10 protein-coding genes and 6 tRNA genes are annotated in these 14,754 nt (G+C 46.4%); 13 read left to right on the top strand and 3 right to left on the bottom strand.

Annotated elements, in window-relative coordinates; all coding sequences use genetic code 11:
• Positions 1 to 59 precede the first annotated feature (59 nt).
• A tRNA-Met gene (locus tag ACK5NH_RS20405) sits at positions 60 to 136 on the bottom strand.
• A gap of 257 nt (positions 137 to 393) precedes the next feature.
• Here ACK5NH_RS20405 and rlmKL point away from each other — a divergent pair.
• From rlmKL to rmf, 5 genes are all read left to right on the top strand, one after another.
• Complete coding sequence (rlmKL, locus tag ACK5NH_RS20410) at positions 394 to 2,535, top strand: bifunctional 23S rRNA (guanine(2069)-N(7))-methyltransferase RlmK/23S rRNA (guanine(2445)-N(2))-methyltransferase RlmL (protein WP_416923042.1); 2,142 nt, start codon at positions 394 to 396, stop codon at positions 2,533 to 2,535.
• Positions 2,528 to 2,767: a glutaredoxin family protein gene (locus ACK5NH_RS20415; RefSeq protein ID WP_416923044.1), complete on the top strand. Its 240-nt coding sequence runs from the start codon at positions 2,528 to 2,530 to the stop codon at positions 2,765 to 2,767. The genes rlmKL and ACK5NH_RS20415 overlap by 8 nt, the downstream gene beginning before the upstream one ends.
• Before the next feature lies 1 nt (position 2,768).
• Positions 2,769 to 4,691, top strand: coding sequence for an ABC transporter ATP-binding protein (locus ACK5NH_RS20420; RefSeq protein ID WP_416923046.1), 1,923 nt, complete (start codon positions 2,769 to 2,771; stop codon positions 4,689 to 4,691).
• A gap of 28 nt (positions 4,692 to 4,719) precedes the next feature.
• Positions 4,720 to 6,549 (top strand): DUF3466 family protein, encoded by a 1,830-nt coding sequence (locus ACK5NH_RS20425; RefSeq protein ID WP_416923048.1) that lies wholly within the window; start codon positions 4,720 to 4,722, stop codon positions 6,547 to 6,549.
• A gap of 187 nt (positions 6,550 to 6,736) precedes the next feature.
• Positions 6,737 to 6,913 (top strand): ribosome modulation factor, encoded by a 177-nt coding sequence (gene rmf / locus ACK5NH_RS20430; protein ID WP_011071969.1) that lies wholly within the window; start codon positions 6,737 to 6,739, stop codon positions 6,911 to 6,913.
• Between the two features lie 108 nt (positions 6,914 to 7,021).
• Here rmf and fabA read toward each other — a convergent pair whose 3' ends face one another.
• On the bottom strand, positions 7,022 to 7,537 hold the full coding sequence (gene fabA / locus ACK5NH_RS20435; protein ID WP_416923050.1) for a bifunctional 3-hydroxydecanoyl-ACP dehydratase/trans-2-decenoyl-ACP isomerase: 516 nt from the start codon (positions 7,535 to 7,537) through the stop codon (positions 7,022 to 7,024).
• A 73-nt stretch (positions 7,538 to 7,610) separates the two neighbouring features.
• Entirely contained in the window at positions 7,611 to 9,344 is a 1,734-nt protein-coding gene (locus tag ACK5NH_RS20440) for an AAA family ATPase (protein WP_416923052.1), read from the bottom strand.
• Between the two features lie 221 nt (positions 9,345 to 9,565).
• On the opposite strand from ACK5NH_RS20440, the gene ACK5NH_RS20445 reads away from it, so the two are divergent.
• The 8 genes from ACK5NH_RS20445 (at position 9,566) to ACK5NH_RS20480 (ending at position 14,735) form a co-directional block, all read left to right on the top strand.
• Positions 9,566 to 9,656, top strand: a tRNA-Ser gene (locus ACK5NH_RS20445).
• Positions 9,657 to 10,347: 691 nt separating this feature from the next.
• Positions 10,348 to 10,438: transfer RNA gene (locus ACK5NH_RS20450), tRNA-Ser, on the top strand.
• Between the two features lie 604 nt (positions 10,439 to 11,042).
• Positions 11,043 to 11,687: a UvrY/SirA/GacA family response regulator transcription factor gene (uvrY, locus tag ACK5NH_RS20455; RefSeq protein WP_416923054.1), complete on the top strand. Its 645-nt coding sequence runs from the start codon at positions 11,043 to 11,045 to the stop codon at positions 11,685 to 11,687.
• 109 nt (positions 11,688 to 11,796) lie between these two features.
• Complete coding sequence (gene uvrC, locus ACK5NH_RS20460; protein ID WP_416923056.1) at positions 11,797 to 13,626, top strand: excinuclease ABC subunit UvrC; 1,830 nt, start codon at positions 11,797 to 11,799, stop codon at positions 13,624 to 13,626.
• A 47-nt stretch (positions 13,627 to 13,673) separates the two neighbouring features.
• Positions 13,674 to 14,222, top strand: a complete 549-nt coding sequence (gene pgsA / locus ACK5NH_RS20465) for a CDP-diacylglycerol--glycerol-3-phosphate 3-phosphatidyltransferase (RefSeq protein ID WP_088211423.1) — start codon at positions 13,674 to 13,676, stop codon at positions 14,220 to 14,222.
• A gap of 209 nt (positions 14,223 to 14,431) precedes the next feature.
• Positions 14,432 to 14,507 (top strand) — tRNA-Gly (locus ACK5NH_RS20470).
• A 20-nt stretch (positions 14,508 to 14,527) separates the two neighbouring features.
• Positions 14,528 to 14,601 (top strand) — tRNA-Cys (locus ACK5NH_RS20475).
• A 47-nt stretch (positions 14,602 to 14,648) separates the two neighbouring features.
• Positions 14,649 to 14,735 (top strand) — tRNA-Leu (locus ACK5NH_RS20480).
• The last annotated feature ends 19 nt before the right edge of the window (positions 14,736 to 14,754 follow it).

Below are 14,754 nucleotides of genomic sequence, written 5' to 3' on the forward strand. Positions count from 1 at the left end.
GATATTGAGGATTTACAAGATTGGATATCCTTTTGAATATCATCACCTTGGCTTTAAATTGGTTGCGGGAGCTGGATTTGAACCAACGACCTTCGGGTTATGAGCCCGACGAGCTACCAAGCTGCTCCATCCCGCGTCCGTCTCTAAAGCGGGGCGAACTATAACGGCAGCGCTGTGGCATTGCAAGGAGGAATTTCAAAAAAATGAACGAGTGCTTAATTATGAATCGTAATGGGGGAATTTCGGACAATCTGGGCAATATGCCTCGCTTATCTGTCGTAAAGAGAGTGGTAACTGCCTGACTAAATCGAGTTTCGGCTAATAACTGTTTATCTTTTATGTCGCTTCACAGGTATAATGTCGCTTTGATTTTGACTGCGTATTGATTATCCCATGCTTAATTTTTTTGCTGCCGCCCCTAAGGGCTTTGAATATAGCTTAGCCCAAGAACTGACAGAATTTGGTGCGACTGAGATTAAAGAGAGTGTTGCCGGTGTCTATTTTACCGCGCCGCTTGCCTTAGCCTACCGTATTACCCTGTGGACGCGTTTGGCCAGCCGTATCGTGCTGGTGATCTATAAGGGTCCCAGTGAGTCGGCGGAGCAATTATATAACGCAGCCTATTGTATTGATTGGTCAGCCCATTTCTCCAATCGCAACACTTTTAGTATCGATTTTCACGGCACCGGCGGCTTTATCAACAACACCCAGTTTGGCGCATTGAAGATTAAAGATGCGATCGTTGATCGTTTCCGTGATGATGGTGACGCCCGTCCAAACGTCGCCCGTATCGATGCCGACATTAAAATCGACGCCCATTTCCGTAATGGGGTGATTACCATTGCGATGAACTTCTCGGGACCTTCTTTGCATCAACGCGGTTATCGCTCTACAACGGGTGAAGCCCCGTTAAAAGAAAACCTCGCCGCCAACATGTTGGTACGCAGTGGCTGGAAAGCCGTGCCAACTACCTTACTCGATCCTTTCTGCGGAAGTGGTACTGTGCTGATTGAGGCTGCTTTAATGGCTGCAGATATTGCCCCTGGTTTACAACGCAGCCGTTTTGGCTTTGAGCATTGGCGTCGTCACGATAAAGCGGCATGGAATGAGATTTTAGAAGAAGCCAAGGCGCGCGCATCGCTTGGGGTAAAGCGTTGTGAGATCAAATTCTATGGCTCGGATATCGATTCACGTTTAGTGGCGCTGGCAAAACGCAATGCGCAAAACGCCGGCGTGCTTGAGCTGATTGACTTTAAAGTTGCCAATGCGCTGAATGTCGAGCCGCCAGCGGCCGAAGGTTATCTCATTACTAACCCGCCATACGGTGAGCGTTTAGGCAGTGTGTCTGAACTATTACAGCTCTATTACCAACTCGGTGACAAATTCAAGAAAGAGTTTGGCGGCTGGAAAGTGGCCATGCTCTGTAGTGATATCGAATTGATTTCAGCTCTGAAACTCAAAGCCGATAAACAGATGAAGATGTTTAACGGTGCGCTTGAGTGTGCCTTTAACCTTTATACCTTGCACGCGCAAAGCACTCGCCGTGATACGCCCGTATTGCCGGAAGGGGTAGACATTGCCGATATCGCGCCAGCCTTTGCGAACCGCATTAAGAAAAACGCCAAGCAATTAGAAAAGTGGGCGAAAAAAGAAGGTATCGACAGTTACCGTTTATATGATGCCGACATCCCGGAATATAACGTGGCGGTTGACCGCTACTTAGATCATATCGTGGTGCAGGAATATATGGCGCCTGCCAGTATTCCAGAAGCTGTGACCAAGCGCCGTTTAAGCGATGTGCTGCTGGCACTGCCTGCCGCGATAGGAGTCGATCCACACAAAATCACCATGAAGACCCGTGAGCGTCAAAAGGGCACTAATCAATATCAAAAGCTGGATGAGCGTAAGCTTGAGCTTGTTACCACTGAGTATGGCGCTAAGTTTAAGCTGAACCTGACGGGTTACTTGGATACTGGGTTGTTCCTCGACCACAGATTAACTCGCCGTTTAGTGGGACAAAAATCGAAAGGTCGCCGCGTATTGAACCTGTTCTCTTATACGGGTTCTGCCTCAGTGCATGCCGCATTAGGTGGCGCTATGTCGGTCACGACGGTTGATATGTCAAACACTTATCTTGCTTGGGCAAAAGAGAACTTTGCCCTGAACGATCTTCATGGCAAGCAGTATGAGTTTGTACAGGCCGATTGTTTGCAATGGATCCGTGATTGTACGCTCGATAAATCAGTGCAATACGATTTGATTTTTATCGATCCGCCGACCTTCTCTAACTCCAAGCGGATGGAAGATTCTTTCGATGTGCAGCGCGACCATGTGAATTTACTCGGCATGCTTATCAAGCTGTTAAGTCCAAATGGGGAGATAGTGTTCTCCAACAACAAACGCAAGTTTAAGATGGACACCGAAACCTTGGCCAAGATGAAAATCAAGGTGGAAAACATCGATGATGTGACTTTACCTATGGATTACAAGCGCAATCCCCATATCCATAATACTTGGCTTATCACCCATGCATAATGTACTACCAGAGGGCTACGTGCTGTATCACACCGACGGTTGCCACTTATGTGAACTAGCCGCAGCACTGCTGAATGCCGCCGAGGTGCCTTTTACGGCCATCGATATTTGCGATGATGAGGCTTTGGCAGAACGTTATGGTGTATCTATCCCCGTGGTGAAGGCCGCGGATGAGCGTTGCCTCTTTTGGCCCTTTGACGCTACCCAATTACAAGAATTTTTAGGAGCTTAGTTTGAGTCTGGTTCGTATCAATAATGGCTCGTTAGCCTATGGTTATACTCCGCTGCTGCAAAATGCCGATTTCACTATCGAGCGTGGTGAGCGAGTGTGTATTGTTGGCCGCAACGGTGCGGGCAAGTCGAGTCTACTGAAGATTTTGTCCGGCGATGTGTTGCTCGATGAGGGTGAATTCAACATCGATGGCAGCGTCACCGTTAGCCGTTTGCAGCAAGATCCCCCTAAGGCGGAGCAGGGCTCGGTTTACTCTTATATCGCTGCGGGCTTAAAGGAAGTCGGTGAAGCCTTAGAGCAGTATCATCAATTATCCCATGATGTGGCCTTCGCTGAGCCTGAGCAGATGGAGCGCATGCTCAATCAAATGCAAAAGCTGCAGGAAACCTTAGATCATCACAACGGCTGGCAGCTTGACTCACGGATTAAACAAAATTGTGAGTTATTAGGCCTCGACCCCGATAAATCTTTGAGTGAATTATCCGGTGGTTGGCAGCGTAAAGTGGCGCTTGCCCGTGCGCTTGTCAGTCAGCCTGATTTGTTACTGCTCGATGAGCCAACTAACCATTTGGATATCGATACCATCGAATGGCTGGAGAAATTCCTGCTGGATTTCCAAGGCGCCATCGTATTTATCAGCCACGATAGGGGTTTTATTGCTCGCATGGCAACCCGCATCGTCGACTTAGACCGCGGTGTGGTGACTTCATGGCCAGGTAACTACCAAGCTTACCTTGATGGCAAGCAGGAGTGGTTACGGGTTGAAGCCGAGAAAAATGCCTTATTCGATAAACGTTTAGCCGAAGAAGAAGTCTGGATCCGCCAAGGTGTTAAGGCCCGTCGTACCCGTAACGAAGGCCGAGTGCGGGCGTTGAAGGCATTGCGTCAAGAACGCAGTGAACGCTTGAATCGTCAGGGCAATGCTAAGATGGTGGTGGCCGATACTGATCGTTCGGGTAAGCTAGTCTTCGACGTGAAGGACTTAAACTACAATCTGCCCGATAAAAATCTGGTTAAAAACTTTAATACCACGGTATTGCGTGGTGACCGTATTGCGCTTATCGGCCCGAACGGCTGTGGTAAATCGACCCTTATCAAACTGTTGATTGAGAAGTTACAACCTCAATCGGGTGAGGTGAAAGTCGGTACTAAGTTAGAAATTGCTTATTTTGACCAGTACCGTGAGGCACTGGATCCTGAGCAAACCGTTGAAGATAACGTGGGAGAGGGTAAAAAAACCATCACCATTAATGGCCAAGACCGCCATATCTTAAGTTACTTGCAGGACTTCTTGTTCTCGCCGATGCGGGCCCGAACGCCAGTCAAAGCTTTGTCGGGAGGTGAGAAAAACCGTTTACTCTTGGCTAAGCTGCTTATTCGTCCGGCCAACCTGATCATCCTCGACGAACCTACAAACGATCTTGATATTGAGACCCTAGAATTGCTAGAGTCGCTGCTGACTGAATATCAAGGCACACTGTTATTAGTGAGCCATGATAGGGCCTTTATTGATAACACTGTCACCAGTAGCTGGTGGTATGCGGGTAATGGTCATTGGAGCGAATATGTCGGTGGTTATCAAGATGCTATAGACCAAGGGGCAAAGTTTTATTCTGAGGAACCTAGTCAGCCAAACACGGTCGAAGCTCCTGCGACAGCAAAAAACGCTGAGGTTAAAGTGGCTGAGCCTGCCAAAGCCGCGAAAAAACTGTCCTACAAGTTACAGCGTGAATTAGAGGCCATGCCTGAGTTGATGGAGAAATTAGAGGCAGAAATCTTCGAATTGCAAACCACAGTGGCGAGTCCAGATTTTTATAGTCAGACACAGGATAAAATCAATCAGACATTGAACCTGTTGGCAGATAAAGAAAAACAATTGGAAGTTTGCTTCGAGCGATGGGAAGAGCTTGAGTCACTGAAGTAAACCAATAATAAAAATGGGAATAGAATTAATGAAGTCAAAGTTGGATAAAGCCCTCTCCTTGGTTGCCTTAGGTGTCCTTGGCGTATTACACAGTGCCCATGCCGCACCCGTCTATGAAATTGTTAACCTTGATAATTATGATCTGCAAGGCACGCTCGAAGGCACTCGCAACGGTTATGCCTTAGGCGTGAATGCTAACGATGAGTTAGTCGGTATCGCTAAAGGTAAGAAAAAACTCAGTACTTCAGATGTGGAAGGCGGGGTTATTGACGTCGAAGATGGTATCGCCCCTGAGGAAACCATTACTTATTCGATTACGTCTGCCATTATTGCCAATAACTTTGCTTTTATCGCTGCACAAAATGGTGCCGCTGGCGCATGGTTACCGACCTTTGACAGTATCAATGGCACTACGCCACCGAGTGATACTTCGGTCGTTAACTCAGTCGATACCTTTTACTATGGCATCAACGATGCTGGCGTAAAAGTCGGCAGTATGACTGCACCTGAAAAGAAAACGGAAAATACCGCGACTACGGATGATACTGCGGATTACTGGTATTACCGTGATTATGAATATCGCGGAGTTGCCAAAGTAGGGGATAGCGAAATCCCATTACCGCCGCCTTATACTCAATATGTTAAAGATGACAAAACCGTTGAGTTAGGCGGTTGGTCTGCGGCAACTGCGATCAACAATAACAATTTAGTTGTTGGTTATGCCAGTACCGATATCAGCAAATATGGTGGTGATCGTGTTGCCTATTGTTTAGGTACAGATAACACGTTACCGCTAGATGTCTGTATTCAGAAAGAGCAATATCCGAATAGTAAAGGGTCTCGCAATATTCAGTACCAAACCCGTGCCTATGTATGGCAACTGGAGAATGGCGTCGCAACGGGTACAGCTTTACCCTTGGGATTAACTCCTGCCAGCGATAATAAGCTGACGTTTACCGCCCAAGCGTTGGGCGTGAACAATGAAGGTTTAGTGGTTGGGCGCTCGCATGTTTACCGTAACGGTAATACCGATAGATTGCGCCAAGATGCAGCCTATTGGAGTAAGGATGCCGAGGGTAACTATCAATACCATTGGATCCCTATGGGCGAGTCCATTTCAAGCTCTATCGCCTATGATGTGAATGATAGCGGTATTCTTGTTGGTAGCTATAGCAGTTATATCCAAGGTTATTTACGTGATAAGTTCTTTTACTTTGACACCAATACGCCTGAAGTGGCTTATGTCACGCCTAATGACTTTGCATCGACAACTACGGATCTATCTAGCAAACCAAAAGATATCAATAACAAAGGCCAAGTTGTTGGTTATATTGAAACAACTTATGACAAAGAGAAAAAACGTCCAAAGGCAGGCTTCCTTTATGAGACATCAACCGGGGAGTTCAGCAACCTAAACAATCTGCTAACCTGTGAATCTAAGGGCTATGAGAAGGGCGCTGATGGCAATTGGGCCCGTCATCAGATTGAGGTGCAGGACGGTAGTGGCAAAGTATTGACTTATAACAGCGATATTCTCGTTGTTGAAGCCGCAAGTATTAATGAAGATGGCACCATTGTGGGTACCGCCTTTATTCGTAAGCCTTCATACCAACTCGATAAAAACAGTAATATCATCGTTGGTGAAAATGGGTTACCCCTGTTTGAACTTAGCGGTAATGGTGATCCTGTTACGGGCTATATCCCGCGTATGGTTGTTCTAAAACCGACCACTAATGGTGAAGCTTGTACCGTAGTTGAAGATAATACTGATACTGGTAATTACGAACGTAAAGGCGCGGCTTCTCTCGCTTGGTTATTGGCGTTACCTTTGGTCTGGTTACGTCGCCGCGTTCGCTAATTTTTCAGCTTGAATTCAGACTTAAAAAATCGAGGCTAAATGCCTCGATTTTTTTTAACTACGATCTCAATAGTTTAATAAATAGTCGATAAAATGGTCGATTTTTTGATTGATCTCAGCGCTGAAAAGCACTATCTCTATGGGGGAAGCTGTTGCTTCTATTTCACGTAGAACAGAGGACGCTTGCATGAAAAGACAAAAACGAGATCGTTTAGACAGAGCTTTTTCCAAAGGATTCCAAGCGGGTATTGGGGGTCGATCTAAAGAGCTTTGTCCTTATGCAAATCTTGATTCGCGATCACAGTGGTTAGGTGGTTGGCGTGAAGGTGTGGATGGCCGAGTTAATGGGCTATTTAATAAATAACGAGTATTTCTCGTGGATTAAATAGCCCAGAACAAACAGAGTAATGCAGCATAATTGCCCTCAGATGAGGGCATTTTTGTATCTAGTAGTGTTAGGGTACAGTAGCGATTAGAATGTTGAAGTGTCGCTAAATACACCGACTTTTAAATCGGTCGCACTATAAATTTGACGACCATCGACTTCAAGGATGGCATCGGCAATGCCCATGACCAATTTGCGATGAATGGTACGCTTGATGTTTAGCTTATAGGTCACTTTTTTCGCGCCGGGCAACACTTGTCCTGTAAACTTCACTTCACCTACGCCCAGAGCACGGCCTTTGCCTTCGGCGCCTTCCCAACCGAGGTAAAAACCAACTAGTTGCCACATTGCATCTAAGCCAAGGCAGCCAGGCATTACTGGGTCGCTAATGAAGTGGCAACCGAAGAACCATAAGTCTGGATTAATATCGAGCTCAGCAACAATTTCACCTTTGCCAAATTCGCCGCCGTTATCGTTAATGGTAGTGATCCTGTCGATCATCAGCATATTATCAACGGGTAGACGAGGCGAGTTTGGGCCAAATAATTTCCCATGGCCACAGGCGATGAGTTCTTCTTTATTGAAACTGTTTGCTTTATTCATTGTTTTACTACTCCAGCAATAAGAGCGCCAAGATTAGCGAACACGTGTAAGCTAAACAACTCCGATCAGCTAATTAATGGCGAAATAATCCCAGTTTTGCGAGTAACCTCGTCATTAAGCTAATCTCTTCTTCGCCGTTGCCAGCGAGTTTATCGAGCCTTTCTTGCACTAAGCCGTATAAGGAGTCCGCAGGGAAATCGTTATCCTCATTGGCAACGCCTGCGGGCATCTGCATCAGCAGCTCCACCGCTTCATCCATATGCTCAATGGCATAGATATGGAATAGGCCTTTGCCTACAGCTGTAATGACTTTCGGGTGTAGATTAAGCTGTAACACATTTGACTTAGGCATAATCACGCCCTGTTCGCCAGTTAAGCCGCGACGCTCACAGAGATTAAAGAAACCCTCAATTTTCTCATTAATGCCGCCAATCGCTTGCACATTGCCGAATTGATCCAAGGCGCCAGTTATGGCGAGCGACTGGATAATCGGCTGCTCGGCAATGGCTGACATCAAACAGCAATACTCGGCGAGTGAGGCGCTATCGCCATCGATCTCTTGATAAGACTGTTCGAACACAATATTGGCATTAAGGTGTAGCGGAGCATCACGACCAAAAATGCGATACAGGCAGGCGGATAAGATCATCATGCCCTTGGCGTGGATATTGCCACCCAGCTCGGACTTTCTTTCAATGTCTGCCACTTCGCCATCACCATAATGCACGGTTGCAGTGATCCGCGCGGGTTCGCCGTAACTATGGTCAATCGCATCGATAACCGTCAGGCCATTAATCTGTCCTACCATAGCGCCTTCAGTTGGCAGATTTATGAAATTGTCATCAAAATTTTGCCCTGAAAATTCCTCTGAGCTGTTATGGCGATAGTTGGCTTGCTCGAGTGCGTGTTCAACACTGGCGGCATTGATAGTGGCTTTGCCGCGATAGACCTTAGCTTGAGCCATTAATTGGGCAAAATCGAGCATTGACAGGCTTAAACGGCGTTGATGTTCAGTTAACCTTGCACTGTGTCTAAACAGTGGCGCAAGGCTTGATTGCTCTAAACCAACCTCAACACTCTGCGCCACGGCTTGTAACCAATTGGCATATTGCACTTCTTTAAAGCGGGTCAGATCGAGTTCACTCGCCAGCTCTGCCAGCAAAGTAAAGTGGCGCTGAAATTGCCAGTCTTCAGAGCGGACTTGGCTGTAGATTAAGCCCGCACCAATAAGAATGATTTTACAATTTAGCGGAATAGGGCTTAGGTGACTGCTTATCTGATAGGATTTTTGCGTCAGAATTTGCATGACCAGATCCCATAGGCCTTCACGTTTCCACAGTGATTCGGCGCAGATAAACACATAGTGGCACTGGGCGAGTGCACCTGGTTGGTATTTACTGCCATTTGCCGATTGCACCATACGACCGAGAAGATCGGCACGGCGGATATTGCCACTCAGGTAACGGTAACAGACATTTTTCTCGGCAATGGCGCCTTGATTATCGAGCGGCGCTTCATATTGCCATTGGAACTGAATCGCTTTTTCTACAGGCCGAGCTGCCACTAAATAAGCACTGGATAAGGGCTCGACGGTTTCCATTAGGGCTTGCATGATTAATTGTCGGTCGATGCCCGGAAAATCGGCGAGGTACAGCTGTTGATCGGCAATGGCGTTATGTAACTTAAAGGCATCCAATACACGTTCTTGCCCTAAAAGCAGGGCTTTTAACCCTGTGGCCGATTGCGGCAGGGTAGGAAGGTTAAATTCAGGCGCGAGTGAGGATGATGGTATCAAGAGTGAATTCATATAAGCATTTACCATGAAAAGTTACCGCGATTTTACCATACCAAGACGGCAAGTCTCTTACTGTATAGGTGTTTTTGCACTGGTTTACTCAGATTTTGCTGAAAATTTGTTGGCTATTTGCCTGAAAAAACATCTTGGTGAGCATAAGATGAGCATTTGACACAATATTGAAAAATTGCTGTTTACAAGCTCCGATGATGCTTATATTATTTGCGCCATTCGGAGGGGTGGCAGAGTGGTTTAATGCACCGGTCTTGAAAACCGGCGTGGGTTTATAGCCCACCCAGGGTTCAAATCCCTGCTCCTCCGCCATATTTTACGGAAAAGCCATCAGCAATGATGGCTTTTTTGTTTATATGATTTGAACCCCAGGGTTCCTCATTCTAAGCGCAGCTCCTCCGCCATATTTCTCGGAAAGTCATCAGTAATAATGGCTTTTTTGTTTATACAATTTGAACCCCGGTTTACTCATTCTAAGCGCAGCTCCTCCGCCATATTCTGTCAAAAGGGAGCTAATCAAATAGTAGCGGCATTTTTGCATTTGCGGTTTTTACATTATTTAGCTACTGCATTTGAGCCGTCCTGATCGACAAACTCGGTTGAACTTGATTAAGTCGACTCGCTTTGCTCTGATGAATTAGTACTAATCTTAGTGAATTCGCATTTGCTTAGATGATTTATCCGTATTTTGTCTTCTTATCTTCCCTTGCTGAATGAACCTTTTGAGTCAGTCTTGTTACGTCTTTAGCGTAACTTGGTTGGTGCGATTGTTGGCACAAGGAATATCTCAACCATATGAAACTATTCTAGTGTTTGGGAAAGTTTGTATGTGCTTAATATGTCGTAGGCTTAACCTTAAGCACGGTCGACAGGACTTTTGGATAAAGATTAGGCGTAATGCGATTGTTTTATCGGCGGCAGTGTATCAAATCGCCAATCAATTCAATTAATAATAAATTTAGGTTTACAACCAAGGGGGAGATAGCTATTATCTCGCTCGTTCGGAGGGGTGGCAGAGTGGTTTAATGCACCGGTCTTGAAAACCGGCGTGGGTTTATAGCCCACCCAGGGTTCAAATCCCTGCTCCTCCGCCATATTTCACGGAAAAACCATCAGCAATGATGGTTTTTTTGTTTATACGATTTGAACCTCGGATTCCTCATTCTAAGTTCAGCTCCTCCGCCATATTTCATGGAAAAACCATCATCAATGATGGCTTTTTGTTTATACGATTTGAACCTCGGATTCCTCATTCTAAGTTCAGCTCCTCCGCCATATTTCATGGAAAAACCATCATCAATGATGGCTTTTTGTTTATACGATTTGAACCTTGGGTTCCTCATTCTAAGCGCAGCTCCTACGCCATATTCAGTCAAAAGACCGCTAAGCAATTAGCGGCCTTTTGCATTTTAACTATTTCTCTTTATAGGCGTTTAAAACTCGCTGTAGTTGATTTTTCAAGGTTAAATTGTCGCTAATACTGATTGATGCAGATGCCTGCAGTACCTTAAATGCTTAATTTCAAACTGGGTGAATGACTCAGTTGTTTCTTTAAATATCATCTAGTTAACAATATTCATTTTATGCTTTGCGAAATGCCATTGTTGGGCTAAATTACCCTAATAACCTATATTCCGGTTGCGGTATTCTGATTTGACTACACTGTGTTAGTCGACATTGGTTAAAGGTGGATAAAAGTTGATATCGATATATTTAGTTGACGACCATGAGCTTGTAAGAACTGGGATCCGCCGCATCTTAGAAGATGAACGTGGGATCAAAGTCGTGGGGGAAGCGCCAGATGGCGAGACCGCGGTACAGTGGGCGAGACAAAATGAAGCCGATGTCATCTTAATGGACATGAATATGCCTGGGATGGGCGGGCTCGAAGCCACACGTAAAATTTTACGTTATCAGCCCCATGCCAAGATTATTGTGTTAACTGTGCATACTGAAGATCTTTTCCCTAGTAAAGTGATGCAGGCGGGCGCGTCTGGTTATTTAACCAAAGGGGCAACGCCACCTGAAGTATTACAAGCGATACGTCAGGTTTCCCGTGGGCAGCGCTATCTATCACCGGAAATTGCCCAGCAAATGGCATTGAGCCAATTTAACCCCGCCGATGAGAATCCGTTTAAGGCGTTGTCCGAGCGTGAGCTGCAAATTATGTTGATGATCACCAACGGTGAAAAGGTCAATGATATTTCTGAGCAGCTCAACCTCAGCCCCAAAACCGTTAACAGCTACCGTTATCGCTTATTTGCCAAATTGGGGATCAGTGGCGATGTGGAGCTGACCCGTTTAGCGATCCGCTATAAAATGTTAGATGCTGGCCATTTCTAATGGTCTTTTGCGTCAATGCTTTTAGCGTTAATTAAGTGTTATCTGTGAGTGTGAATAGGTTTTATCAAGTAGTGTTGAAGACGGTGAGTAAAAGAGTGGGTGTATAACGATGTCGACAGGTTTTAACGCCCAGAGTTTTTTACGCACAGTCTCATCCTCTGCCGGAGTTTATCGCATGTATGACGTCAAAGGTGACGTCATCTATGTGGGTAAAGCCAAAGATCTTAAGAAGCGCTTATCCTCCTATTTCCGTAAAAACCTAGGGAATGTGAAGACTCAGGCGCTGGTGTCCCATATCCATCAGATCGATGTGACGCTGACCCACAGCGAGACCGATGCGCTGCTGCTTGAGAATGACTATATCAAGCAGTACATGCCCAAATACAATGTGTTACTGCGGGACGATAAGTCATACCCTTATATTTTCTTGAGCCAACACGAGCATCCACGCCTCGCATACCATCGCGGGCCGCAGCGGGAAAAGGGCTATTACTTTGGGCCTTATCCTAATGGCGGCGCGGTGCGTGAAAGTTTGCACTTGATGCAAAAGCTGTTTCCTATCCGCCAGTGTGATGATCTCTATTATAAATCCCGCACTCGTCCCTGCCTGCAGTACCAGTTATCCCGTTGCAGTGCGCCTTGCGTCGGTAAGGTCAGTAATGCGGAGTATGACGAGCAGGTTAAACTCGCCAGTTTGTTCCTTAAGGGAAAAGATAAACAAGTTATCAGTGAACTCGTGGCAAAGATGGAAGAGGCCGCCGAGCAGCAAGCCTATGAGCAAGCCGCGCGCTTTCGCGATCAAATTATGGCACTGCGCCGCGTAGCCGAGCAGCAAGAAGTCTCGGGTAATACCGGGGATATGGATGTTATCGGTGTGCACTACGCTTCGGGCATAGCGTGTTTTCACCTATTATTTATCCGCGAAGGTAAAATTTTTGGTAGCCGCAGCTATTATCCAACGGTACCCGCGCAAACGGATATCGAAGAAGTCTTACGTTCCTTCCTATTACAGTTTTATTTAAATGCCGATATTCAACGTACAATTCCTAAGGAAGTGGTGATAAGCCATCACTTTGAAGAATTGCATGAGCTAGAGGCGGCCGTCTCTGAGGCGTTAAACAAAAAGTTCAGCATCAAAACCAATGTGCGCGCCGATAGGGCAAGCTTTTTGCGCCTTGCGCTAACTAATGCCACTAATGCGGTGATGACGCGTCTGTCCCATAAAAACACCGTTGAACAGCGTTTTGTCTTGCTGGAGGAAATCCTCGAGCTTAATGCGCCCATTCAGCGGATGGAGTGTTTCGATATCAGCCATACCATGGGGGAGAGCACGGTAGCCTCCTGCGTGGTGTTTAACCGCGAGGGGCCACATAAGGCCGAATACCGCCGTTATAATATCGAAGGCATTACGCCCGGCGATGATTATGCCGCGATGAAACAAGCCATTAGTCGCCGATTTGATAAAATCGATGCCAGCGGCAAAATTCCTGACATCTTATTTATCGACGGTGGCTTGGGCCAGCTGCGTATCGCCCAGCAAATAGTGGATGAGAAATTCGTCAATTTAGATAAAGCGCCGCAGCTTATTGGGGTGGCAAAGGGGGAGAGCCGTAAACCCGGGCTTGAAACCTTAATCTTTGGCGATACGGAAAGTAGCTTTTCCCTTGAAGATGACTCGCCAGCACTGCACCTTATTCAACATATTCGTGATGAATCCCACCGCTTTGCGATTACAGGCCATCGCAATCGCCGCCAGAAAACCCGTAATACCTCGACGCTTGAGTCTATTCCTAGCATTGGGCCTAAGCGGCGTAAGGCGTTACTACAACATCTTGGTGGTTTGCAGGAAGTGAAGGGCGCGAGCGTGGCCGAGTTAGCGAAAGTGCCTGGTATTAGCATAGAAATGGCACAAACCATTCATGATGCATTGCGAGGGTGATAAATTTAAGGCAAGATTGGCGCTGCTTTTGACTAACTGGTTTGATCATGCCGTTTAACTTACCTATAGCATTAACCCTTTTTAGGCTTTTTTTACTGCCCATCTTCGTGGTGCTCTTTTATCTGCCGTACAGTTGGACTCCCTTCGTGGCTGCATTTGTGTTTTGGCTTGCCGCCATTACCGATGCCTTGGATGGCTATGCCGCCCGTAAACTCAAGCAACTCACGCGTTTTGGGGCTTTTCTCGATCCCGTTGCCGATAAACTAATGGTGATCACCGCGCTGGTGTTGTTGGTGGACCAATATGCCGATATTTGGTTAACGCTGCCGGCACTGTTTATGATTGGTCGCGAAATTGTGATTTCAGCCCTGCGTGAATGGATGGCTGAATTAGGTAAGCGCGGGACGGTTGCGGTTTCTTGGATCGGCAAATATAAAACGGCGGCGCAGATGGTGGCGATTATTGGCCTGATCTGGCAATACAACCCACTCATGATCACCGCGGCATTTGTGCTGTTATATATCGCGGCCGTGTTAACCTTCTGGTCAATGATGAGCTACATTTTAGCCGCTTGGAAAGATTTAACGGCCGAATAGCACAATAAAAGATCAAAGAGATTATTTAGTGCGCAAGCAGTGGGTTATCGATAAAACAGCGGTTGACACTGCATCGTAAATAGGTAGAATGCCTCCCCGTAGACGAGAGATGAAGTGAAAACAAAATCTTAACTCTACGAGATGCAACATAAGCTCAGTTGGTAAGGTGAATACGACGCCTTGTTTTTGAGTGAGTGTGAAATCGAAATGCGACATTAGCTCAGTTGGTAGAGCGATACCTTGCCAAGGTATAGGTCATCGGTTCGAACCCGATATGTCGCTCCAATCTAAATGATAGGAAAGATGGCGCGATGGCAGAATGGCTATGCTGCGGATTGCAAATCCGTCGATCTCGGTTCGACTCCGGGTCGCGCCTCCATAATAAGGTATTAATGACACGATTCCCGTCGTTAATATAAAGAGTTTGCCCGAGTGGTGGAATCGGTAGACACAAGGGATTTAAAATCCCTCGCTGGTAACAGCGTGCCAGTTCAAGTCTGGCCTCGGGTACCATTATTATAATGGTGACAGC

It is taken from the genome of Shewanella sp., from assembly GCF_047975355.1.
Classification (GTDB): Bacteria; Pseudomonadota; Gammaproteobacteria; order Enterobacterales; family Shewanellaceae; genus Shewanella.

Excerpts from the sequence above, each read along its gene's own strand:
- rlmKL (WP_416923042.1), top strand. The coding sequence starts at position 394 with ATGCTTAATTTTTTTGCTGCCGCCCCTAAGGGCTTTGAATATAGCTTA.
- ACK5NH_RS20415 (WP_416923044.1), top strand. The coding sequence starts at position 2,528 with ATGCATAATGTACTACCAGAGGGCTACGTGCTGTATCACACCGACGGT.
- ACK5NH_RS20425 (WP_416923048.1), top strand. The coding sequence starts at position 4,720 with ATGAAGTCAAAGTTGGATAAAGCCCTCTCCTTGGTTGCCTTAGGTGTC.
- rmf (WP_011071969.1), top strand. The coding sequence starts at position 6,737 with ATGAAAAGACAAAAACGAGATCGTTTAGACAGAGCTTTTTCCAAAGGA.
- fabA (WP_416923050.1), bottom strand. The coding sequence starts at position 7,537 with ATGAATAAAGCAAACAGTTTCAATAAAGAAGAACTCATCGCCTGTGGC.
- ACK5NH_RS20440 (WP_416923052.1), bottom strand. The coding sequence starts at position 9,344 with ATGAATTCACTCTTGATACCATCATCCTCACTCGCGCCTGAATTTAAC.
- uvrC (WP_416923056.1), top strand. The coding sequence starts at position 11,797 with ATGTCGACAGGTTTTAACGCCCAGAGTTTTTTACGCACAGTCTCATCC.
- pgsA (WP_088211423.1), top strand. The coding sequence starts at position 13,674 with ATGCCGTTTAACTTACCTATAGCATTAACCCTTTTTAGGCTTTTTTTA.